The 23,320-nt window shown below is 58.1% G+C and carries 17 protein-coding genes; all 17 read left to right on the top strand.

Going from position 1 to position 23,320, the window contains the following annotated elements; all coding sequences use genetic code 11:
- Positions 1-11 precede the first annotated feature (11 nt).
- The 17 genes from NWV12_RS13020 to NWV12_RS12940 all read left to right on the top strand — a co-directional run bounded on the left by NWV12_RS13020 (position 12) and on the right by NWV12_RS12940 (position 23,309).
- The gene (locus NWV12_RS13020) at positions 12-494 is read left to right on the top strand and encodes a type VI secretion system tube protein Hcp (RefSeq protein ID WP_008502640.1); all 483 of its coding nucleotides are present in this window, start codon (positions 12-14) and stop codon (positions 492-494) included.
- 593 nt (positions 495-1,087) lie between these two features.
- A complete protein-coding gene (locus tag NWV12_RS13015) occupies positions 1,088-2,077 on the top strand; it encodes a hypothetical protein (protein WP_058841364.1) in 990 nt (329 codons plus the stop codon).
- Complete coding sequence (locus NWV12_RS13010) at positions 2,071-2,487, top strand: hypothetical protein (RefSeq protein ID WP_033145793.1); 417 nt, start codon at positions 2,071-2,073, stop codon at positions 2,485-2,487. The genes NWV12_RS13015 and NWV12_RS13010 overlap by 7 nt, the downstream gene beginning before the upstream one ends.
- A gap of 86 nt (positions 2,488-2,573) precedes the next feature.
- On the top strand, positions 2,574-4,337 hold the full coding sequence (tagH, locus tag NWV12_RS13005) for a type VI secretion system-associated FHA domain protein TagH (protein ID WP_048980928.1): 1,764 nt from the start codon (positions 2,574-2,576) through the stop codon (positions 4,335-4,337).
- Positions 4,334-5,131, top strand: coding sequence for a PP2C family serine/threonine-protein phosphatase (locus NWV12_RS13000; RefSeq protein ID WP_014884226.1), 798 nt, complete (start codon positions 4,334-4,336; stop codon positions 5,129-5,131). Before tagH ends, NWV12_RS13000 begins: the two co-directional genes overlap by 4 nt.
- 16 nt (positions 5,132-5,147) lie before the next feature.
- A complete protein-coding gene (locus NWV12_RS12995) occupies positions 5,148-6,146 on the top strand; it encodes a hypothetical protein (RefSeq protein WP_048980926.1) in 999 nt (332 codons plus the stop codon).
- 9 nt (positions 6,147-6,155) lie between these two features.
- Positions 6,156-6,968, top strand: a complete 813-nt coding sequence (locus tag NWV12_RS12990) for a type VI secretion system accessory protein TagJ (RefSeq protein WP_048980925.1) — start codon at positions 6,156-6,158, stop codon at positions 6,966-6,968.
- Positions 6,961-7,524 (top strand): type VI secretion system baseplate subunit TssE, encoded by a 564-nt coding sequence (gene tssE / locus NWV12_RS12985; protein ID WP_033145789.1) that lies wholly within the window; start codon positions 6,961-6,963, stop codon positions 7,522-7,524. The genes NWV12_RS12990 and tssE overlap by 8 nt, the downstream gene beginning before the upstream one ends.
- A gap of 2 nt (positions 7,525-7,526) precedes the next feature.
- Positions 7,527-9,398: a type VI secretion system baseplate subunit TssF gene (tssF, locus tag NWV12_RS12980; protein ID WP_101744592.1), complete on the top strand. Its 1,872-nt coding sequence runs from the start codon at positions 7,527-7,529 to the stop codon at positions 9,396-9,398.
- A complete protein-coding gene (gene tssG, locus NWV12_RS12975; RefSeq protein ID WP_048980921.1) occupies positions 9,395-10,438 on the top strand; it encodes a type VI secretion system baseplate subunit TssG in 1,044 nt (347 codons plus the stop codon). The genes tssF and tssG overlap by 4 nt, the downstream gene beginning before the upstream one ends.
- Positions 10,439-10,476: 38 nt before the next feature.
- The gene (gene tssH, locus NWV12_RS12970; protein WP_048980919.1) at positions 10,477-13,092 is read left to right on the top strand and encodes a type VI secretion system ATPase TssH; all 2,616 of its coding nucleotides are present in this window, start codon (positions 10,477-10,479) and stop codon (positions 13,090-13,092) included.
- A 24-nt stretch (positions 13,093-13,116) separates the two neighbouring features.
- Entirely contained in the window at positions 13,117-14,535 is a 1,419-nt protein-coding gene (locus NWV12_RS12965) for a serine/threonine-protein kinase (protein ID WP_048980918.1), read from the top strand.
- A 65-nt stretch (positions 14,536-14,600) separates the two neighbouring features.
- Positions 14,601-17,306, top strand: a complete 2,706-nt coding sequence (tssI, locus tag NWV12_RS12960; RefSeq protein WP_048980916.1) for a type VI secretion system tip protein TssI/VgrG — start codon at positions 14,601-14,603, stop codon at positions 17,304-17,306.
- Between the two features lie 11 nt (positions 17,307-17,317).
- The gene (locus tag NWV12_RS12955; RefSeq protein ID WP_232056974.1) at positions 17,318-17,893 is read left to right on the top strand and encodes a hypothetical protein; all 576 of its coding nucleotides are present in this window, start codon (positions 17,318-17,320) and stop codon (positions 17,891-17,893) included.
- Positions 17,894-17,896: 3 nt separating this feature from the next.
- A complete protein-coding gene (locus NWV12_RS12950) occupies positions 17,897-18,337 on the top strand; it encodes a hypothetical protein (RefSeq protein ID WP_048980952.1) in 441 nt (146 codons plus the stop codon).
- Between the two features lie 157 nt (positions 18,338-18,494).
- On the top strand, positions 18,495-18,935 hold the full coding sequence (locus tag NWV12_RS12945; RefSeq protein WP_048980913.1) for a DcrB-related protein: 441 nt from the start codon (positions 18,495-18,497) through the stop codon (positions 18,933-18,935).
- 3 nt (positions 18,936-18,938) lie between these two features.
- Positions 18,939-23,309 carry an RHS repeat-associated core domain-containing protein gene (locus NWV12_RS12940; protein WP_048980912.1) on the top strand — a complete coding sequence of 1,457 codons (4,371 nt, stop codon included), beginning with the start codon at positions 18,939-18,941 and terminating at the stop codon, positions 23,307-23,309.
- Positions 23,310-23,320: the final 11 nt, after the last annotated feature.

Below are 23,320 nucleotides of genomic sequence, written 5' to 3'. Positions count from 1 at the left end.
GAGTAGATATTATGGCTATTGATATGTTTCTGAAGGTCGAGGGTGTTACGGGCGAATCTAAAGATTCTAACCACACCGGCTGGACTGATATTACCTCCTTCTCCTGGGGCGCTTCCCAGCCAGGTAATATGAGCGTTGGCGGTGGCGGCGGTGCCGGTAAAGTTAACTTCAACGACCTGCACGTTAACGCGCTGATCGACAAATCCACCACCGCTATCCTGAAACACTGCGCCAGCGGCAAACACCTGACCAAAGTTGAGCTGTCCGTCTGTAAAGCCGGCGGCCAGCAGGTGGAATACTCCCGCATCACGCTGGAAGATGTGCTGGTCACCTCTGTTCAGTACACCGGTGCTGACAACGGCGATACCGTTGGTGTGACCTATGCATTCCAGGCTGCGAAAGTGAAACAGCAGTACTGGGAGCAGACCACGTCTGGTGGTAAAGGTGCTGAAAGCAGCGCTGGCTGGAACATCAAAGAAAACAAAGAAGCGTAATTGCGTATGTGGCCGGGGAGTTTTCCCCGGTCATTATGATTGCTTCACTATTCGGCGCGTATTTGCGATGGAAAGAGCGTTAACGGTTATACCCATTGTATTATCATGTAGCGCCTGCATATCCCACCCTGCTCAGTTTCAGAGTTTAACTGTTAAGGTGGAAAAAAATGCACCCTGTTTTGGCGTTTCGAATGACACTGAACCAGGTGAGGTTGTGCTAGTTTATGAACCCTCGATATCTCGACGTGCAGGTAACGAATGGGAAAGCATCTTCTCTCCAGGAGCATTTCCTTCCAGCCGCTTTTTGAAATCTGAAGAGTGCCTACGCTGGGATAAAGTAGACTGGCAGTCAGGGGAGTATGATGTGGTATTAGAATCGAGAAATCATAATACTATTGTTCGATATGCTACTCGCTTTATTCTCAGTATAAATTCCAGAGGCGAATTATCGCTGGTTAGAATAGAATAGGAGCGTTTTCAAATGTTGATGTTTTTAAGAAAGTGTCAACCTTTGGATATTAATTCAACTCCGTTTTTATTTAAATGGGTATGCTTATTTGTGAGCGTTTTTGTAAAAATCAAAGGGAATGAATATGGCTAGCCAATCATTAGTTAATCCGGGATATTGTATTGTTCAGCAACCCGGAACCCTGGATTTCCAGACAAGGCTTTTATTCAACGATCCAAATAGTGATGCTGCACGTTATTTCATGCAGGTTAATAGTGATGTGCAGTGGTCAAAACCTGGGCAGATGTTGATTCTTGGTGCACCGGGAAGTAATAATTCTGTGCAGCTTAAGCAATTACAGCTCGCTAAAAAGAAAGTCAACGGTGCTCTGGCCGATCTTAATTCTGGTGAAGCGAATTTCTTTAATCAACATTTTAGTACCATAGCTGCAGTTACTAATTTTATGGATAAGTCCCTTGGTGTCGTTGCTGATGCAGGTGAAAAATATTTTAGTGAAATAGAAAAAAAACTTAAATCCATTGAATTGGCTTACCAGAATCAGTACAGAGCACAAGGGACATTGATAAGCCAACAGTTTTTTGTTGAACGTCAGCGCCTCTTTTCTGAGTTGGATGGTTTATTAAACAAATTGTCCCGACTGACCTTAAAGATGAAGCCCTATAACGAATTGAAGCATGCATTAGGCTTGTCAAGCAGATCCATTGTACATGAATGGAGTACAGCCGGGGTCGCCTCTATTCGTGGTTATTCAACTTATATCGATAATGCCTCTAAGGCCGCTCGTTTTCTTAAAGCGGGAGGGTGGCTTGCAATAGGTTTTGCAGGTGCAAATACCACTAATGAAGTTTACAATGCCTGCACCGTAGGACGAGAGCAGAGTTGTTCTAAAGTCGCTGTGAAAAAATACAGCAGCTTTGGTGCAAGCCTGGCAGGGGGTATTTACGGTGGTAAATACGGAGCAATGGCAGGTGCTGGTGTATGCGTTGCGCTTGGTGTTGCGACGGGGGGCGTAGGACTGCTCGCCTGCTCTATTGTTGGGGCTGCTGCAGGTGGATACGTTGGTGGCGAGATAGCGGGCGGAGCGACTGAGTATATGATGGATAAAATATGGTGAATATAGAGAATTTATCATTATTTCTTATCGTGGTTTTATTGCTGGTTGTTGTAATTATGGATTTGTTCAGTTCTCGTTATTTCAAAAAACACGAGGCTGATTATAATCGGTTACTTTCAGACTATCGGCGCAAGGGATATGATCTGGATCTTGTAACCAACTATGCTTCTTTTTTTGGTTCGCTGGCCAATTATCAAAAAATAATCTGGTTTGTTCGCCTTTATAAAGGCGTTGAAATGAAATTCACGCGTGAAAGGCTTGTTCAGGAAGATGCTTATAAATATGTACAGTCGTTACCTGAAGAAAGAATTGGTTGGATGCTAAAATTACATCGCCGTTATAAGTTACAGGCGTTAATATTCACTCTATGGCTCATTGTTGGATTATATTTTATCACCTTCATTAAATAGTTTTGATATTCAATTTCTCAAACGCCGCCGTTCTCGCCCCGAGAGCGGCAGCGTTTGAGCGCTAATCATACCAGCAGGAATACGCCATGCGATTCACGATTATTTCTACGAAACCCGGTCATCAGCCGCCGCAAAGCAGCTGTGATTTTTACGCCCCGGGCGGCACCATTGGGCGCGGTACGGATAACAATCTGGTGTTGCCGGATAATGACCGCACCATCTCTCGTCTGCAGGCCATTGTTCACGTTGACGCCCAGGGCGAATGCCGCGTGACCAACCGTGGCAGCGTCACCCGCGTGGTATTAAATGACATTCCGCTGGAGCGAGGGCGTCAGGTTGAGCTGCAGGATGGCGACATTCTCGGTATTGATGACTACCGTATCGAAGTGACCGAACTGATCCACGATACGCAACCCGTAAGCCGTATGGCGGCCAGTATGCATCAGCAGGCGCGTCCGGCAGCCGCGTCCGCGCCCGCTGCGCAACCGAAGCCGGCGAGTGCCGCACCGCGCGGGAAGGCCGAGCCAACCGCCGTGCCAACGGAGATCTGGGATAGCCTGATGCAGGAGTTCTCCATCTCCGACAGCATCTCCAGCAACCGTACAAAACCGCAGCCTGCTGCATCGCACGATCCGTTCTCCCAGCCTGCGGCCCCGGAGCGTAACGCGGAAGATCCGCTGGCGATGTTTAACGACAGCGATCCAAAGCTCGAGCGTAAGAATGTCGACCCGGACACGCTGTTCAGCGACGAAGCGTTGTTCAAAAAAGAGAGTATTTTTGACGACGTCACCCCGTCAACGCTGGTGCCGCCGGGCGAGAATAGCCCCGTGAAGCCAGAAGACGAGGCGACGGATGAGCTCGATCCGCTGGCCCTGTTTGGCGGTAAGGCCAGCGCGCCAGCCGCGCGTAATGACGACCCGCTCGGGCTGATGGGCGGCGCGCCATTGACCCATCCGGATGACATTATTGCCGAAAAGCCTGCGCCAGTGCCGGAACCCGAGCAGGAAGAGGACGTGCTGGCCGATTCTCCGCTGTTCGCCCCTGAGCCGCAGGAAGAACCGCGTGCTGAAGAAGAGCCCGCGCGGCCGGATTACGCGGGCTTCACCATGCCAACGCCGCAGGCCGTTGCGCGCAGCAGCGCTCAGGCACCGAAGGGCCGTCTGCGCATTGACCCGGTCAATAACGCCGCCGCCCCAAGCGCTACGGCGAACAGCGGTGAGAAGGGCGAAGTGCTGCAGGGCGAGCTGCTGGAGGCGCTGCTGGAAGGCATGGGCCTGAGCGAAATGCAGCCCGTCCCGCAGTTTGATCGTGAAAATATGCGTCAGCTCGGGCAGATCCTCGGCATGTTCTCTCAGGGAACCGTGGCGCTGCTCTCCTCGCGCTCCATCCTCAAGCGGGGCGTGAAGGCCGATATGACCATGGTTTTGGACGATGCCAACAACCCGTTCAAGCTGCTGCCGACCGGCAAAACCGTGCTGATCCAGATGTTCGGCACCCCGATGCCGGGCTTTATGCCGCCGACCAAATCCGTGCGCGACGCGCTGATCGACCTGCAGGCGCACCAGCTGGGCATGATCTCCGGTATCCGCGCCATCATTGCCGCGATGCTGCAGTCCTTTAACCCGGAACAGCTGGAAGAGCAGGCGAAGCAGAACGGGATGACCTCTCGTCTGGCGCTGCCGGGCAGCCGCAAAGCTGCCCTGTGGGACTATTTTGTGCGCAGCTATGGCGAAACGGCTGGCGAGATTGAGGATGATTTCCACACCCTGTTCGGCGAGGCTTTCCTTCATGCGTACGACATGGAGGTGAATCAGTACAAAGACTCACAGAGCGGATCGGAAGACAAATGAATATCGCAACGGCTTCTCTCTCCCGCCAGGGGACGCGCGCCAGCAACCAGGATCAGACGGGAGAAACCATAGGGGAACGTTCAGCCTGCTTTGTCGTCTGCGACGGCATCGCGGGCCTGCCGGGCGGTGAGGTGGCTGCAGAGCTGGCCCGCAACAGCATTATCTCCCGCTTCGATGGCGACAAACATCTTAATGCGCAGCATATCCGCGACTACGTGCAGACGGCTAACCGCACCATCCTCAGCGAACAGCAGGCCGTTCAGGACTATCGTCGGATGGGCACGACGCTGGTCAGCCTGTTCATTGACCGTGATTACGGCCTGGCCTACTGGGCGCACGCCGGAGACAGCCGCCTGTACCTGTTTCGCCGGGGATGGCTGTGGCATGTGACCACCGACCACAGCCTGGTGCAGCAGATGAAAGACGCCGGGCACCAGACCGACAACCTGAACAGCAACCTGCTCTATCTGGCGCTGGGAATTGAAAACGGCGGGCCGGAAGCGAGCTACAGCGACGTGGTGCAGGTTGAAGACGGCGATGCATTCTTACTCTGCACCGACGGGTTCTGGCACGGCGTTAGCGAAGAGCAAATGAAGCAGTCGCTGCATATGGTCAATACGCCGCAGGAGTGGCTGACCTTAATGAACCAAATCATTCAAAAGAATGGCGAACAGGAGGGGAATGCTCAGGATAACTATACTGCCCTGGCGGTATGGATGGGCAACCCTCAGGACACCACTTTGCTGCACACCCTCTCTGACGCAGCACAATTTCTTCCCTGCGGAACTGATTAGACACACAAGGAACGATATGAAACTTTGGCTATCGGGTTTGGCACTTCTGGCGGTCACCTCCACCGCGCAGGCTGAGAATTTCCGCATCGTGCAGTCGCCTGCGCAGAAGCTGGATATCTGGATCGACAACATTAAAGACAACACGCCGCAGAGCTGGTGTAAGCCTGAGGTGGCGCTGCGCATTGTGGCGAACGGCAAGAAGGACGTCTCCGTGCTGGAGAACTTTGTGCCGCGTCTTGGCTCCCTGCTGGAACACCAGTGCAGCAAATTGAATAAGCTTAGCTGGACGCTAAACGATCCGGCGGGTACCACGCTGGCGCAGGGCACGGCAGGCAAAGCGCAGGACTGGGCGCTGGTGGTGAAACAGGACCAGGCCGCGCCTGCTGCGACCGTCACCGCAACCCCGGCCAGCGGCGCGCTGCTGCCGCCGGACCAGAACGTGGCTTCCCGCACCGTCGCGGCTGACCGCACGCCGTGGCAGGAATTCACCCTGCAGGACGGCTGTCACCTGCGCACCTTCTGGGAAGGGGGCGCTTCCGCTCCGGCGCTCTTTATTCCGGATTCTGACACCACCCGCTGCGGTAACGGCAGCTGGCTGAGCGGACACACCGTGGTTTCACAGTCCCGCAACGGCGGACAGAAAGAGATGGCGGTGACGTATATCCACGGCTTCCCGGTGACGGGTCTGAATCAAAGCGCCGATCCTGAAAACGCGCTGATCACCTCCGTCAACAAAGAGCGCATGGTGTTCAGCACCCCAAACAGCGACCAGAGCTGGATGATCCTGCCTTACGATAGCGCCCTGAACAGCTGGAAAAGCAACGGCACCGTAGCGGTGGAGATTTCCCGTGAAATCGCCAGCGACGATGCAAAACTGCAGGCGCGTATTGCGGCGGTGAAAAAAACCTGGAGCGCCTGGGTCGCACCCGGCACGCCGTTGAATATCGTCCTGATTGACACCCTGCGTCCTCAGCTGCGCGATCCGGCCGTCGGCGCATGGCGCGCGGCGAATTAAGGAGTGGCTATGAATACGCTCTATCAACACCTGGCGGGCGAGTCGCTCAGCGACGCGCTGGCGCGCCTTGAAGCTGAAATCAAAGCCCGTCCGGCGGATGCCGACCTCCGCGCCGCGTTCGTGCAGTTTTTAACCCTCAGCGGCAACTGGACGCGCGCGCTGACCCAGCTGAAAAGCTGGCTGGCGCTGAAGCCTCAGGCGAAGCCCACCGTCACGCTGCTGGAGCAATCCATTCAGGGCGAGCTGCAGCGCGCGCAGGTGATGGCGGGACAGGCGCGTCCGGCCATGCCAGAAACCCAGTGGCCGTGGCTGACGACCCTGGCCGCGGCGCTGAGCGAGGAGGGCGAGCGCGCCCGGGCGCTGCGTCTTGACGGCCTCGATCGGGCTGAAGCCATCCCCGGCCAGATTATCCTCGAAAACGAGGAGACGCAGGCGTTTGACTGGCTGATGGACGGCGACGCCCGTCTCGGCCCGGTCTGCGAAACCATCGTGAACGGCCGCTATTTCTGGCTGCCGTTTAGCGCTATCGCGGAGATCCGTTTCCAGGCACCCGCCAGCGTGACCGATCTGGTCTGGCGTCACGCGCTGGTGCGCCTGACCGACGGTACGGAGCAGGTGTGTCAGATCCCGGCGCGTTACCCGTTTGCTGCCGATGCCACTGATGCGGTCAGGCTGGGCCGCACCACCGAATGGCAGCCGCTCGACGAAGACGGCACTCTTTACGAAGGCAGGGGCCAGAAGGCCTGGCTGAGCGAGCAAAGCGAATACCCGCTGCTGTCCTTAAGCCTCGTGACGCTTGCGACGGATGGAGCCGATGAGTAATCCCGCTGGCGAAGGCGATCTGCTGCGCAGCGGCTGGCAAGCCCGCAGCAAGCAGGAGAAGGTGGGGGCGCGCGACAAAATGCAGCCCTCGCTGCTGGATCGTCTCACCGATAATGAGCCGGAAAAAAAGCGCGAGTCGGCCAACAGCAATCTGATCACCCACGCCGCCCTGCGCCGCAACGTCCTGCGCGATCTGCAGTGGCTGTTTAACACCATCAACCACGATGCCTCCGGCGATTTGAGCGCCTTGCCGCACGTGAAGCGCTCGGTGGTCAACTTCGGCGTCGCGCCGCTGGCCGGGAAAAGAATGTCGGATATCGAATGGCACGACATTCAGCGCAAGCTCACCGAGGCCATCATCAATTTTGAGCCGCGCATTTTACCGCAGGGGTTGCAGGTCCGCTGCGTGTCGGATACCTCCTCGCTGGATCTGCACAACGTGCTCTCCATCGAGATCAAAGGGCGTCTGTGGTGTGTGCCGTACCCGCTGGAGTTTCTGTTTCGTACCGATGTCGATCTGGAAAACGGCCATTTTGAACTGAAAGATGCGGGGTAATCATGGAAAGTAAACTGCTCGAATATTACAACCGCGAGCTGGCCTACCTGCGCGAAATGGGGGCCGAGTTTGCCGAACGCTATCCTAAGGTCGCCGGACGGCTGGGCATGCGCGGCATCGAAGTGGCGGACCCGTATACCGAACGTCTGATGGAGGGCTTCGCCTTCCTGACCTCCCGCGTGCAGATGAAAATGGACGCGGAGTTTCCGCGCTTCTCCCAGCGTCTGCTGGAGATGATTGCGCCTAACTATCTTGCGCCCACGCCGTCGATGGCGATCGCGGAGATTGAGCCCGACAGCAGCCGGGGCGACCTGAGCAAGGGCTTCATTGTGCCGCGCGGTACCATGATGGACAGCCTGGCGCTAAAAAAAACCGGCGTGACCTGCAGCTATACCACGGCGCACGAGGTCAACCTGCTGCCGCTGAAAATCGACAAGGTCGAGCTGGGCGGCGTGCCCGCCGATCTGCCGCTGGCGCAGCTGGGGCTGAGCCAGCGTGGGATCGGCAGCGCCTTGCGGATCCGCATCGCCTGCGACGGCCCGCAAAACCTCAGGCACCTGGATTTCGACCGTCTGGAATTTTTCCTCGGCGGCCCGGACATTGAAGCGCTGAAGCTGCTGGAGCTGGTGATGGAGCATCACGCCGGGATCGTCTGCCAGACGGTCAGCCCGCAGCCGCAGCGACAGCTGCTGGCGTCGGACGCGCTGCGCCAGGAAGGCTTTGAGCCTGACCAGGCCCTGCTTCCGGACGATCTGCGCAACTTTGATGGCTATCGCCTGCTGCAGGAGTATTTCGCCTTTCCGGCCCGTTTCCGCTTCATTAGCCTGAGCGGTCTGGGCAAGCTAATCGAGCGCTGTGAAGGCGAAAAAGCCTTCGACATCTTCATTCTGCTGGATAAGTCGGATGAACAGCTGGAGCGCGTGGTTGATGCCAGCCATCTGGCGCTGCACTGTACGCCGGTCATCAACCTGTTCCCAAAGGTCGCGGCGCGTCAGAAGCTGAATGAAGGCCAGCATGAATACCATCTGGTGGTCGATAATATCCGTCCGCTGGATTATGAAATTTACGCGGTCAAAAAAATCTATGGCAGCGCGGACGGCCAGCGCGATGACCAGACGTTTCGTCCATTCTGGAGCACCTGGAGCGGCGATGCGGGCAACTACGGGGCCTATTTTTCCCTGCGCCGCGAACAGCGCGTGCTGTCCGAGCACGCCCTGCGCTACGGCACGCGCACCGGCTATATCGGCTCGGAGGTGTTTGTTTCGCTGGTGGATGAACAGCACGCGCCGTGGCAGGAAAACCTGCGCTATATCTCTGCCGAGGTGCTCTGCACCAGCCGCGACCTGCCGCTGATGCTGCAGCAGGAGCTCGGGCAGTTCATTATGGCCGACTCCATGCCGGTGAAATCCCTCACCCTGCGTAAAGGCCCGACGCCGCCGCGTCCGGCGCTGGCGGAAGGGTTCAGCACCTGGCGGCTCATCAGCCAGCTGCAGATGAACTACCTCAGCCTGATGGACAGCGAAAACGAAGACGGCGCGGCCGCGCTGCGCCAGCTGTTAGGGCTGTACGCCAACCTGGCAGAAACGCCCGTTGCGCGCCAGGTGGAGGGGGTACGCCACTGCGTGCTGGAGCCGGTTCACCGCCGCGTGCCTGAACCCGGCCCGGTCGTTTTCGCCCGCGGGATCGGCATCACCCTGACGGTCGATGAGCGTGCCTTTTCCGGCGCCAGTCCGTGGCTTTTTGGCAGCGTGATGGAACGTCTCTTTGCCCGACTGGTGTCCATCAACAGCTTTACGGAGTTCACCCTGAAAAGTCAGCAGCGCGGCGAGATTGGCTACTGGGCGCCGCGCATGGGTAAAAGGGCGCTGATATGAGTGACGCTGCCACTGCACCGCTGCGCGTGCATCGCCTGACCCGGCTGCCGGACGCGTTCTGGCAAGGGGTTCGCGAGACGCCCTGGCGCTACGATCTGTTTCAGCTGTTAAGGCGCATTGATGCCCAGGGCGGCGAACGCTACCCGCTGGGACGCGCGCCGTTGCCGAAATTTGAGCCGCTGCGCATCGGCCAGCAGCCGTCGATGAGTTTTGCACCGTCGACCCTGGCTCAGGTCCGCCAGCGGGAGGAAAGCGGGCTGCACGAGGTGTCTATCCTCAGTTTCGGCCTGTTTGGCCCGAACGGCCCGCTGCCGGTCCATATGACCGAATACGCCCGCGAGCGAATTTATCATCATCAGGACACCAGCCTCAGCGCGTTTGCCGACCTGTTCCATCATCGCCTGGCGCTGCTGTTTTACCGCGCCTGGGCGGATGCGCAGCCCACCGTCTCCCTCGATCGCGCTGATAACAGGCGCTTTGAGGGCTACCTGGCGTCGCTGATTGGCATGGGCCAGCCGGGGCAGATGAACAAAGGCAGCCTGAGCTCGCATGCCCGCTTTACCCACGCCGGGCACCTGACCCGTCACGGACGGGATCCGGAGGGGCTGGAGAAGATCCTGCGCAGCTATTTTAACGCGCCGGTTAAGCTGGTCAGCAACGTGCCGCAGTGGATGCCGCTTTCCACGCGCGAGCAGGCGCAGCTGGGAGCAGGACGCCGCATGCCGCGCATGGGGGAATCCGCCTTTCTCGGCGTTGCCGTCCGCGACGTGCAGCATAAGTTTCGCATCGAAATTGGCCCGCTGAGCGCGGAGGAGTACAACCGTTTTCTGCCGGGTGAAGCTTGGGTAACCGAGCTGCGCGACTGGGTGCGTCAGTACGCCGGGGTGGAGTTTGAATGGGAAACGCGGGTGATCCTGCGTGAAGACGCGGTGCAGGGCACCACGCTCGGCAGCAATGGGCGATTAGGCTATAACACCTGGCTGGGCCTTCAGCCGCAGCCTGTCCCGCGTGGCGATCTGGTGTATCGCGCAGAGCGGTAATCCTTCCGTATACCGAATCATTGTTAATGGAAACTAACATGTCAGAAATTAGCCGTGCCGTGCTTTTCGGCAAACTGGATACGCTGTTATTTACCTCTCTGGAAAGCGCCACTGCGTTCTGCAAGCTGCGCGGCAACCCGTACGTTGAGCTGGTGCACTGGCTGCATCAGCTGATGCAGCAGCAGGATGGCGATCTGCAGCAGGTCATCCGCCACTTTGCCCTTGATGAACAGCAGCTGACGCGCGATATCGTGGCCGCGCTGGATGTCCTTCCGCGCGGGGCGAGTTCCGTTTCCGATCTCTCCGAACACATTGACAGCGCCGTGGAGCGCGCCTGGGTCTTCGGCTCGCTGAAGTTTGGCGTCAGCCGTATTCGCGGCGGCCATTTGCTGATCGGCATGCTTAAAACCTGGAACCTGGCCAACGTGCTGAAAAGCATTTCGTCGCAGTTCACCCGCCTTAACGTCGAGGTGCTGATTGAGCAGTTCGACGCGATTTGCGCCAACAGCAAAGAGACGCAGCAGGCCGCTGCCGCCGCAGACGCACCGGCGGGTACGGTACCGGCGGCGCAGGGGACGCTGGCCCAGTACGGCCAGGATCTGACCGCCCGCGCCCGCGAAGGGAAGATTGACCCGGTTGTCGGGCGCGACGAAGAGATCCGCCAGATGGTGGATATCCTGATGCGTCGCCGCCAGAACAACCCGCTGCTGACCGGGGAAGCCGGGGTCGGGAAAACGGCGGTGGTGGAAGGGCTGGCGCTGCGTATCGCCGACGGCGACGTCCCGGAGCCGCTGCAAAATATTCAGCTGTGGCTGCTGGATATCGGCATGCTGCAGGCAGGCGCAGGCATGAAAGGCGAGTTCGAGGCCCGTCTGCAGGCGCTCATTAACGAAGTCCAGTCCAGCGCCACGCCAATCATTCTGTTTATCGATGAGATCCACACCCTGATTGGCGCAGGCGGCCAGCAGGGGACCGGCGATGCGGCGAACCTGCTGAAGCCCGCGCTGGCGCGCGGACAGCTGCGCACCATCGGCGCCACCACCTGGGCGGAATACAAAAAATACATCGAGAAAGACCCGGCGCTGACCCGTCGTTTCCAGACGGTGCAGGTGCACGAGCCGGACGAAGCGAAAGCCATTCTGATGCTGCGCAGCACCGTGTCGCCGCTGGAGACGCACCACCAGGTGCTGCTGCTCGACGAAGCGGTCAGCGCGGCGGTGAAGCTGTCGCATCGTTACATCCCGGCGCGTCAGCTGCCGGATAAAGCCGTTGCGCTGCTCGACACCGCCTGCGCCCGCGTTGCGGTCAGCCAGAGCGCGCCGCCTGCGCAGCTGGAAGACTGCCTGCGCAACCTTGCCGCGCTGGACGTGGAGATTGAGATTGCTGAGCGCGAAGCGCGCGTGGGAGCCGGCGACGCCGAGCGCGTAACCGCTTTACTCGCCGAACGCGACGCGTATGAGACAAAACGCGAAGCCCTGGCCCGGCGCTGGGAAGAAGAACGCAGCCTGGTGCAGGAGATTATCCGCCTGCGGGCGGCGCTGTTCGCGGCGGGCGATGACGATAGCGCCGAGCTGCGCGGCCAGCTGGCGGAACAGCAGCAGGCGCTGAACGCCCTGCAGGGTGATGAACCGCTGCTGTTTGCGGCGGTGGATGAAAACGTGGTTGCCGCGGTGGTCTCTGACTGGACCGGGATCCCGCTGGGCCGGATGGTGAAAAACGAGATCGACGCGGTGCTCAACCTCGCCGACACGCTTAACCAGCGCGTTATCGGCCAGCGTCACGGCCTGGATCTTATTGCCCGCCGCGTGAAAACCTCGCGGGCGAAGCTGGACGATCCCAACAAACCGGTGGGCGTCTTTATGCTGTGCGGCCCGTCCGGGGTCGGTAAAACCGAAACCGCGCTGGCGCTCGCGGAATCCCTCTACGGCGGCGAGCAGAACGTTATCACCATCAACATGAGTGAGTTCCAGGAAGCGCACACCGTTTCCACCTTAAAAGGTGCGCCTCCGGGGTACGTAGGGTATGGTGAAGGCGGCGTGTTGACCGAGGCCGTGCGCCGCCGCCCGTACAGCGTGGTGCTGCTGGACGAAATTGAAAAAGCGCACCCGGACGTCCACGAGATCTTCTTCCAGGTCTTTGATAAAGGCTGGATGGAAGACGGCGAGGGGCGCCACATCGATTTCCGTAACACCATCATTATTCTGACCTCCAACGTCGGCACCGACCTGATTAGCGCCATGTGCGCCGATCCGGAGCTGATGCCGGAGCCTGACGCGTTAAGCGGCGCCCTGCGCCAGCCGCTGCTGGAGGTCTTCCCACCGGCGCTGCTGGGCCGCCTGCTGGTGGTGCCGTACTACCCGCTCAGCGACGAGATGCTGGGGCAGATTGTTCGCCTGCAGCTCAAGCGCATTCAGCGTCGTCTGGAAGAGAATCACAGCATTATTTCTGTGTTTGACGACAGCGTAGTGGAACAGATTGTTCAGCGCTGTACCGAGGTGGAGTCCGGCGGTCGCATGGTGGATGCTATTCTGACCAACACCTTGCTGCCTCAGATGAGCCAGATCTTACTTACCGCCAGCCGCAGCGACGAGCAGTACCGACGTCTGCACGTCACCTGCGAGCAGGGCGAGTTTCACTGTCAGTTTGCCGCGTAATAATCATCAAGAGAACTGTAAAAGATGACGGATAATGATAACAATCGGACTGTCCCAAACGCGCTCCCGGTCGGGTACCGCTTCAACGAGTTTGAAATCAAAGAGGTGATCGGCGGCGGCGGTTTTGGCATCGTCTATCGCGCGTGGGATCACCAGCTCGAACGCACTATCGCTATCAAAGAATTTATGCCTTCCTCACTCGCCGTGCGCGGCGACGACATGACCCTTGTGCTGCGCAGCGAGCGTTTTGGCAAAGCGTTTTCCGCAGGCCTGAACAGCTTTATTCAGGAGGCGCGTCTGCTGGCGCGCTTTAACCACCCGAACCTGCTGCACGTCCTGCGTTTCTGGGTGCAAAACGACACGGCCTACATGGGGACGCTGTTTTACAGCGGGACCACGCTTTCGCGCCTGCGCGAAGAAAAGCCGGAGCTGATCAACGAGGCCTGGATCCGCCGCACGCTGCCGATGCTGTTCGGTGCGATCAAGACCATCCACAACGAAGGCTATCTGCACCGCGACATCTCGCTGGATAACATTCAGATCCAGGATAACGGCCTGCCGGTGCTGCTTGATTTCGGCTCCGCGCGCCGCACCATCGGTAACCTTTCCGACGAAACGGAAACCATGCTGCGCCCGGGCTTTGCGCCGATCGAGCAGTACACCGACGATAACGAAAGCGAGCAGGGTCCGTGGACGGATATTTACGCCCTCGGCGCGGTGCTGCGTACCCTGATTGTGGGTTCTCCGCCGCCGGTCAGCGTGGTGCGCTCGATTCAGGATACCTGCAAACCGCTGGTGGAAATCATGCCGCAGGGCTATTCCATTCCGCTGCTGCAGGCCATCGACCGCGCGCTGGCGCTGCACATGGAGGACCGTCCGCAGTCCATCGACGAGTTCGCCGCGCTGATAGAGATGCCGGTCGCAGGGATCAACGACGTGCTGACGGCGAAAAAGCCCGGCACGATGCTGGTTCCGGTCGAAGACGAAAAACCGGCTTCGCTGCTCGACTGGCGCCGCTACAAGATCCCTGGCATGGTTGCCGCAGGCGTGCTGGTGGGCGTTGTCGCCGGGGCGATGCTGTTCAGCGGCGGTAACGATGCTCCCGAGCAGGCTGCACAGGCACCGGCAGAGACGCGTTCGACTGAGACCGCCGCAAACGCGCCGGACGTGAAGCCGGAAACGGCGAAGGTTAACGAGCAGGCGACGGCCCAGCAGACTCCGCCGCCTGTGGAGAGCCCGGTTGCGCTGGTCTATATCCGCATCCTCGACGGCGAAACGCTGAAAGTGAACGGCGAGCCAAAAGCGCTGCGTCCGGCGACCAACGGCTATGCATCGCTCAAGCTGCCGGCCGGTGAGGTGAAGATTGAACTGCAGGGCAACGGAAGAACGCGTGGCCAGACGCTGGATATCACCAAGCCGGGCACCTGGCTGGTGAACCCTTAGAATTACGCTCAGTCACAGATGCGAACCTCTTTTCTGAATCGCATAAGCTAGATGGAATAAAGATTATGCTCAACCGAATTACCGTTCAGCTCCCGGTGGAGGGGCTTCTGTTCTGGAAACTGACGGGCCGCGAGGCGATGTCCGAGTCGTTCGCGCTGACGCTGACCGTGCTCGGCACGGACGCGCGCATTGACCGCAGCAAGCTGCTGGGCCAGCCGGTCACGGTGACCATCCCGACGCAGAACCTGCTGACGTCCCGCTATGTTAACGGCAAAATTACCCGCGTGGCGGTCAGCGCCGTCGAGCTGACGGGCACCCGCTATGCGGTGTACCAGCTGACGGTTGAGCCGGACCTGTGGCCGATGAAGCGCGACCGTAACCTGCGTATCTTCCAGGGGCAGACGGTGCCGCAGATTGTGAAAACCCTGCTGGGCGAGCATCAGGTTAACGTTGAGGATAAACTCACCGGCAGCTACCGGGTGTGGGACTACTGCGTGCAGTATCAGGAGTCGAGCCTGGACTTCATCAGCCGCCTGATGGAGCTGGAGGGGATTGCCTATCACTTCAGCCACGAGGCGGACAAACACACCCTGGTGCTCACCGACGCCGCCACGCAGCATCAGCCGTTCAGCGGTTATGAGGTCATTCCTTACCACCAGACGCCGTCCGGCGGCAGTACGGACGAAGAGGGCATCAGCCAGTGGGCGCTGGAGGACAGCGTGACGCCGGGGATTTACAGCCTCGACGACTATGACTTCCGCAAGCCGAACGCGTGGCTGTTCCAGGCCCAGCAGAACCCGGCGTCGCCGAAGCCGGGCAGCATCGACGTGTACGACTGGCCGGGTCGCTTTGTGGACAAAGGCCACGGGGAGTTCTATGCCCGCATCCGTCAGGAACGCTGGCAGGTTGAACATCAGCAGATTCAGGCCACCGCCACGGCGGCGGGGATTGTGCCGGGCCACACCTTCACGTTAACCAACGCGCCGTTCTTCAGCGACAACGGCGAGTATCTGGTGACGGCGGCGGGTTACCACTTCGAAGAGAACCGCTACGCGAGCGGCGAGGGTGAAACCATTCACCGCACCGATTTTACGGTCATCCCGTCGGCGGTGGTGTACCGTCCGGCGCAGACCACGGCGTGGCCGCGCACCTACGGCCCGCAGACCGCGAAAGTGGTGGGGCCGAAGGGCGAGAGTATCTGGACGGACAAATACGGCCGCGTGAAGGTGAAGTTCCACTGGGACCGCCTGGCGAAAGGCGATGACACCAGCTCCTGCTGGGTGCGCGTGTCGAGCGCGTGGGCGGGCCAGGGCTACGGCGGGGTGCAGATCCCGCGCGTCGGCGACGAGGTGGTGGTGGACTTTATCAACGGCGATCCGGACCGTCCGATTATTACCGGTCGCGTGTACAACGACGCGAGCATGCCGCCGTGGGCGCTGCCTGCCGCCGCGACGCAGATGGGCTTTATGAGCCGCACGAAAGACGGTTCAGTCGACAATGCCAACGCCCTGCGGTTTGAGGATAAAGCGGGCGCAGAGCAGGTGTGGATCCAGGCCGAGCGCAACATGGACACTAGCGTTAAGAACGATGAAACGCACAGCGTCGGCGGGGCGCGCAGCCATTACGTGAAGAAAAACGAGCTGCACCGCGTGGAAGCGAACCAAACCCAGGCCGTGAAAGGCGGAACCGAGATCCTGACGGGGAAAGGCAAGCTGGATGCGGCGGTGGAGCAGTATGTGATTGCTTCCGGGACGAAGCTGCGGCTGGTCTCCGGTGAGAGCGCCATTGAGCTGAACGCTAACGGCAAGATTAACCTGATCGGCAAAGAGTTTAACTTCTTCGTGGAAGGGGATGGGTATATCACCACGGGCGGTAAGCTGCATCTGAATACCTCTGGCACCAAGCCGGGCACAACGGCACCAGGATCGGGGCATAAAGGGGATATTGATGCGGCGGTGCAGGCGTATTTCTCTCCGGATCAGGCTAAAAAATCTGCCGGTGCGGGAGTTGCCGGAGGATCGGGTAAAGCGGCACCTGCGCAAAACAATTCTGCTGCTACAACGGGCACAGACAAAACCAGTGAATATAATTATTCGTTGCAGGACATGGTGGATAAGCAAAAGAATTTAAAGGCTAAACCTCAAAAGTGGACGCGACGCGGTTTTGTTAACGCCTCTGAAGATGATATTAAGAAATATGCAAACCCGGATAATTACAATACTGGAACTGATAAATATCAGTTCCTTGATCTCTCATCTTCATCAGGTGTTTCTGAAACTGATATGGCTTCCTTCCTGAAAGGTAAAGGCGTACTTGAAGGTCAAGAAAAAACATATCTTGATGCAGCAAAGAAATACAATGTCAGTGAAGTTTACCTGGCCTCACATTCTGCTCTCGAAACAGGTAACGGAGCGAGTGAACTGGCGAAAGGTGTCGAGGTCAATGGTGTAAAAGTTTATAATATGTACGGTATTGGCGCTTTAGATGGCAATGCTGTTAAAACAGGATCCAATTACGCATATAAAATGGGATGGACTTCGCCAGAGAAAGCGATAGATGGTGGTGCGAAATGGATTTCCGAAAAATACATCAATAATGCGGATTATGCCCAAAACAATCTTTATAAGATGCGATGGAACCCAGCTTCGCCAGGAACACATCAGTATGCAACTGATGTTAACTGGGCTGTAGCCCAAACATCAAACATGAAGAAAATGTTTGATAATTTCCCTGGGGCAAACCTATCATATGATATTCCAAAGTTTAAGTAATGGATCAACTTATGAGTAAGAAAATTCTGAGTGTTTTATGTTCGGTTCTGGTGCTCTGCAGCTTGAACAGTAATGCCACGACTGCTCAAATCAATAAAAAAGTTGAAAATTCATCCCATAATCTTTTAGCAAACCCCGACTTTTCTGTACAAATAAACAAACAGTCTGTCGCATTGGGCGACAGGTGGACTAATGACGTTGCACGTAAATTTGAGTTGCCGATTGACGGCCATTTTGTCGGGGAAGTTCCTTTTGACGGAATAAATTATAAATTCTTCCAGCATCAAAAGTCTGGGTTAGAAATATTCACTTCCAATCTTTGGTGGGATAAAGCCGAGAGAAGTGTTGATGATTATATTGTGTCGCAGATTACGCTAACTGCTGCGGATGGCAAAACAGCCCGAGGGATCCATATTGGTTCAACAATAAATGAACTGAATAACGCTTATGGTAGTGGCCAGGTTGAAAATGATTCCGGGGAGCAGTGGATTTCCTATGAATTGGGTAAGAAATTGCTCTCTTTTGAGGTTAAAGACAGTAAGGTTGTGAAAATAACCATGAATTACGAAAATGGTTCTTCAGAGTGATTTATGACCAAAAAATATCTGGCAGCTGTATTGTGCGCGGCTTTATTGGCTGGAGTGGTTGAAGCGTCATCGGCGCTTGAATTATCGCAATACAATAAGCTCGATACGGTTAGCCGCATCGTTAACGACAGAGAAGTAACAGACAGTCTCAGGACGTTGCTTGGAAATCATTACCAGACCTTTATTGATAACTTTGATGTCTTCGGTGAACCGCATACCACCGCAGGTGGCGGATTGTTTGTTGAAGGCTGGCTAAAAGATCTCTATCTGGAGAACGCGTCAGCGCTGGTTATCGATCCTGACGGCAAAATCTTTGCGGCCTGGGTGGTTCCGGAGTCGGACGTTATACAATATCGGTCATCTGATAATAGCCCGGTTATAAATGCCGATATTCAGCAGTGGGCTGCCAGATTCAATGCGATGCATTTTGCAACGAACAACTAATCAAGATTATGCACCTGCGAAATTGGCTGTCAGCAAAGGCAGCCAGGTTTTAGTCGAACAGTCAGGACAATGGCGTAAATAATAAAACAGCCAGCCAGAGGGCCAGCATGGATTGGCCTTTTTGTTTTTCACAATATTAATCATCCCGAGTTCACTTATGAAATACACCCTCCAGGAAGGTTCGTTTTCCCTTTTTCCTGCTGCCTGGCAGGATAACAGCATGAACATTATTCGCGATGACGAAAGCGGGCTGTCCGTGGTGGTCAGCCGCGGCGTTATCCCCGATGGCAGCGACTATGAACAAGAGTTCCACCGCCAGTGGGATGTGCTGCGTCCTCAGATGGGCGAAATTGCCCAGAGCGAATTCCGGAAGGTAAAAGTCGGGCCTGACGGAAAAATTAACGGGCTGGAAGTTGAAACCACCTTTGACCGTAACGGGCAGCGCCTGTGGCAAAAACAGCTGGCCGTGCAGACGCCGGGCAAACCGGTATTGATGATTTTTACCCTCTCGGCACTCAGGGCATTCACCGAAGAGGACGAGGTGCGCTGGAGCGCGCTTAAGCAGAGTCTGACGCTAAACGACAACCGGAATGTGTAAGGCATGAGCGATAACAAGGCGGCCCGTAAGGGCGACGAGATTATTCACTCCAGCATTTTTGCTGACATCACCAGCATTGTGGCGGAGGGTGCCGCCTATGCGGTGATCGGCGCGGCGGTAGGCGCAGCTGCAACCGTCGCGGCGCCATTGCTGGGCGCAGGGGCGGCCGCAGCGGGCGTGGCGGCAATTGGATCCAGCTGTCTGTTAAGCGGAATTATCGGTGGCGTGCTGGCGAACGTCGCGGGGATCACCGACGATATCAGCAACGCCGCGGAGGGGTTAGGTAATGCGCTTTTCCCGCCGTCGCCCGCGGGTAAAATCACTACCGGTTCCAGTAACGTTCTCACCAACGCAATCCCCGCCGCGCGCGCGGCAGGCACGCTGACGCCCGCCGATACACCGTCTCCTGAGCCGCAGTCGCCGGGCAGCTTTGCCGATTACGCGGGCATGCTGCTTTCCGCTGCCGGTCAGTTTGGCAGCGAAATGTGGCAGCCGAGCGTGGCCTCTGCCGCCGCGGGAACCTCGCCGCTGGAAGAAGATAAGGTGGCGTGCGAAAAGCACTCCGGGCCGCAGTATCTGGCGGAAGGCTCTAAAAGCGTCTTCATCAACGGGCAGCCCGCGGTGCGTGCCAAAGATCGTACCACATGCGAAGGCACCGTTTCCGACGACGTCTCCCCGAACGTAATCATCGGCGGGGACACGCTCACGGTTCGCGATATCAAAAGCGGTAAAACGCCGGGTCTGGCGCTGGGGATGATTGCACTCTCCCTGCTGCGCGGGCGTCCGGGTAAGATCCTGAAAAACATGCCCTGCGCGCTGGCGGCGGCCGGCGGCGGGATGCTGGCCGATATGGCGGTGAATGCCGTGTTTGGCTCCTCGCACCCGGTTCACGCCGCCACCGGCGTGAAGGTGCTGAATGACGACGACGAGCTCGATTTCTCGCTGCCGGGGCGCTTTCCGCTTCGCTGGCAGCGCAGCTATAACAGCCTGACCACCCGGGAAGGGCTGTTCGGTCTGGGCTGGGCAACCACCTTTGACAGCTATCTGGCGCTGGAAGACAACAACGCCACCTGGTTCGACGAAACCGGGCGCGAGCTGAGCTTCGAGCTGCCGCCTGTCGACCGCGCGTTTTACAGCATCAGCGAAGGCATCATTATCCGCCGCAATGAGAGCGGCGACGTGGCGATTGCCGACGATGACGGCGCGGTGTGGCGTCTGTATAAACCGACCCGGGCGAATCCATCTATCCTGCGTCTGGCCTCCCTCAGCGACGAATACGGCAACGCGCTGCTGACGGAGTGGGACGAGCACGGCAGGCTGGTCGGCCTTCACGACGAGCCGCGGGCGATAGACGTCACCCTGCGCTATGACGATGAACGTTTCCCGCAGCGTGTTACCGCTGCCAGCCATTTTGACGGCAGCCAGACATGGCCGCTGATGCAGTGGGGCTACGACGCGCGCGGCCAGCTGGCGAGCGCGACGGATGCCTCCGGCGTGGTGACGCGTGAGTACCGCTATAACGAGCACGGGCTGATGGTCTGGCACCGGATGCCGGGCGGTCTGGAGAGCGAATACCGCTGGAAAAAATTCGATCACTGGCGCGTGGTGGAAAACCGCACCAGCACCGGCGACGGCTGCCGCTTTAGCTACGATTTAGCCGTCGGGCTGACGACCGTCGAGCACTACGACGGCCAGACGCGCCGCCACTACTGGAACGCGCAGAATCTGATTGTCCGCTACGTTGACGAGCGCGGTGAAAACTGGCGCTACGAGTGGAACGAGAACGAGCTTCTGACGCGACGCATCGATCCGCTCGGCAATGCCGTTACCTTCGTCTACGACGAAATGGGCAACCGGGTTCAGGAGATCGACGCCGACGGTAATACCCGCACCACCGCCTGGCTGGAGCACCGCGCGCTTCCTGCGGCCATTATCGAAGCCGACGGCAGCGCCACCCGGTTCTGGTACGACGAACATCACGGGCTTAAGCGCGTGGTGGACCCGATGGGGCAGACCACGCAGCTACGCCGGGACGAGTTCGGCCAGGTCGTTGAAGAGGTCGATGCCGCCGGAAACAGCCGCTACCAGGAGTACAATGAGGCCGGGCAGATCGTTCTTTCGACGGACTGTTCCGGGCGTATTACCCGCTACCGCTATCACCCGCTGGGCTGGCTGGTGGCCGAGACTGGCGCCGACGGGGAAGAGACGCGATATCGCTACGACGCCGCAGGGCGTCCGGTGCAGCTCGATCGCCCGGAAGGCTGGACGGAATCGCTCAAATGGAACGAACGCGGCCTGCCGGTGAAGCATGCGGGCGCCGACGGTAAAGAGAGTGAGTTCAGATACGATGAGGCAGGACGCTTAACCGCAACGCGTAATACCCAGGGTGAAGAGGTCCGTCGCCGCTGGGACAGCCGCGGGCGTCTGATTGCCCTGGAAAACGAAAACGGCGAAGCGTATCAGTTCCGCTGGGGCGCGGATTCGCTGCTGCTGGAAGAGGTAGGGCTCGATGGCGTGGCCTCGCAGTATCGCTACGATGCCTGCGGACGCACGCTAGCGCGCACGTTTGCCGCCGGTCATCCTGAGGCCATCACCCACGCCTTCGCCTGGAGCGCGAGCGGCCAGCTGGTCGCCCGCACCACGCCGGAGGGGCAGACACGCTATCACTACACGCCGTCCGGGCTGTTAAGCCGGATTGGGCTGCATCCTGCGCTTGCAGCCGACGCGTGGACCACCGCGGCAGAGCAGGAGCTGGCCTTTGAGTATGACGCGCTCGGTCGCGTGACGCGCGAGGCGGGCGAGCACGGCGAGCTGGCGTGGGAGTATGACGCGCTGGGCAACCGCACCTCCGTCACGCTGCCCGATGGTCGCGAGCTGAAGCAGTTTTACTACGGCAGCGGGCATCTGTTGAGCATTGCTCTCGATAAGCTGTCGGTCTCCGACTTTACCCGCGACGAACTCCACCGGGAGACCAGCCGCACTCAGGGGCTGCTGACCACCCGCAGCGAATACGATCGTCTTGGGCGACTGCATCGCCGGGACGTCTTTACCGGCAATGCGCAGCGCCCGTCGCCGCGCCGCTGGTCCCGCCGCTGGGATTACGACTACCGCAATAACCTGGTGCGGGAAGAGCGGGACGATAACCCGTTCAGCTGGTATCGCTGGCAGTACGACAGCGCCGGGCGTCTGCTCGTTCAGGACGGGACGCTGCCCGGACAGGAGCAGTGGCGCTGGGATGCAGCCGGTAACCCGCTCGAAGGTTCCGCTGAGAAGATCACGCACAACCGCCTGACGCAGCTGAACGGCATTCGCTGGCGTTATGACATCCACGGCCGCACCGTGGAAAAAGATAACGGCCAGACCCGCTGGCACTACCGCTACGACGGTGAGCATCGCCTGACGGAGGTCATCAGCCAGCCGCGGGACCGCAACAAACCGCAGACACAGGTAAGCTTCCGCTACGATCCGCTCGGGCGACGCATCAGCAAAACGCGACGCCAGATACTGGGCGGAAAGCCAACCGGCAAGCCGGTCACGACCCGGTTTGTCTGGGAAGGGTTCCGCCTGCTGCAGGAGGTGCACGGGGATGTGCCGCTCACCTACGTCTACAGCGATCAGGACAGCTACGATCCGCTGGCGCGTATTGACGGCGTGGATGCACCGGAGATTTTCTGGTTCCACTGCCAGCCCAACGGCACACCGGAGCGGATGACGGATATCGAAGGGCAGGTGCGCTGGGAAGGAGTGAACAGCGCCTGGGGCAAGCTGCTGCGGGAAAGCGAGACGCAGGTATCAGGATATTCTCAGAACCTGCGCATGCAGGGGCAATACCTGGACCGTGAGACAGGGCTGCACTACAATCTGTTCCGGTATTACGACCCGGACTGCGGGCGGTTTACGCAGCAGGACCCGATAGGGCTGGCGGGGGGGATAAACCTTTACCAGTATGCGCCGAATGCGCTGGGTTGGGTGGATCCGTGGGGGTTGGCATTAAAGGGAGTTGACTTTACAGGAAGCCCAGATCTTTTCCCTACCAATGGAACGAAACAGAATATTGTATCTATTACAATGCAAGGAACTCGAGATAGAGATTTCACCGAGGCTTTCAAGGCAGCCGGTATTTCTAAAAGCGAAGCAACCGGATATACATGGCATCATGTCGATGACTTTGACCCAGCCACAGGAAGGACAACAATGCAATTAGTAAAAACTTCTGCGCATGAAGCTACTTTCCCACATAAAGGCTCAGTCTCACAATTCGAGAAATATTTTGGCGTAAAATATGGTTCCCAAGAAGCCATTGCTGTTTCTCATTCTAAAGGCTGGTTGAAGGGGCGTGTCCCGAAAAAATTGCGTGCAAACTGTCACCAGTGAGGTATAAATCT

The organism is Enterobacter sp. Crenshaw, assembly GCF_024734705.1.
GTDB lineage: Bacteria > Pseudomonadota > Gammaproteobacteria > Enterobacterales > Enterobacteriaceae > Enterobacter > Enterobacter asburiae_B.
Note: the sequence above shows the minus strand (reverse complement) of the source record. Positions and strands in the feature narration are given on the sequence as shown.